2 protein-coding genes are annotated in these 976 nt (G+C 46.9%); one reads left to right on the forward strand and one right to left on the reverse strand.

Translation table 11 applies throughout. From position 1 onward, the window contains the following. Positions 1-361 (forward strand): phosphatase PAP2 family protein (locus A3756_RS25220; protein ID WP_156490765.1); only part of this gene is annotated, 361 nt, incomplete at its 5' end. Between the two features lie 39 nt (positions 362-400). Here the strand turns inward: A3756_RS25220 and A3756_RS25225 are convergent. Continuing rightward, positions 401-976 (reverse strand): LON peptidase substrate-binding domain-containing protein (locus tag A3756_RS25225; RefSeq protein ID WP_082865498.1); only part of this gene is annotated, 576 nt, incomplete at its 5' end.

A 976-nucleotide genomic window follows, 5' to 3' on the forward strand; every position in this document is an offset into this window, starting at 1 on the left:
CTCAACCGTTTTCTACGGCCTGATTGCAGCATTTATTGCCCAACAGCTACCCAAGACCCAACGCTGGCAGTGCTACTTGCTATTCTTTGTGCCGATGTTTCTGATCGCTTTTAGCCGGGTTATGCTCAGCGTTCACTGGTTGTCTGATATTGTTGGGGGCATAGCGCTAGGTTTAGCGATTTGTGGAATTAGTAGAGTGTTATATAGCACTCACCAAGCTTATGACGCCGCGAACCGTCGAGATATCACTGTTGAAAAGAAAGCGGTTATGACAGCACTTTGTCTATGGCTCGGCATCTTAATTGGCTATCAGCTTTATTTCTTTCCAGAAGCCTTGCAGGCTTACCAGTTACGCCCCTAAACGCAGAGCCGTCTGATCAAGACTCAAGATTTATACGGCCTAAGTAACCATATCAGAAATTTGACGAGAGATTGCTTGCAGACGCTGAAGCGGGTCGCTCATTTCATAAAGATGCTGTTTCTGTTTATTGCCTAGCGGCAGTAACTCAGTCAAGCGCCAGCCTACTTGGCGCCCATCTTCATAATCAATATCCATATTCAAATCGCGAACAAAGGGGTGTTTGACCAGAGCCTGCAGTACCACACGCAGCTCATCAAACTCCTCGGGCAAGTCAATATGCTGCTCTTCACCAATAGCCTCAAGCTCGGCATACCAGACGCCATTTTCACGTTCTTCAAGTGAGGATAGTTTGACTTGTTCCAGACCTTCAACCGTCAGATTTAACACCCCGGTACTAGGCGTCTTGCCAAAATCTACAATTTGAACACGCGTGCCAAGTTCATAGAACTGCCCTTCTCGCACGTGTTCAGTCGGTGCATTTTCACTGCACATCAACACTGCCACAAAGCCTTCGCCTTGCTTCATCGAATCAGCAATCATATCTAAATAGTGCGGCTCAAAAATCTGCAAAGGAATACGACCTTGCGGACAGACAATAGCATTGAGCGGTAACAG

The organism is Oleiphilus sp. HI0086, assembly GCF_001635225.1.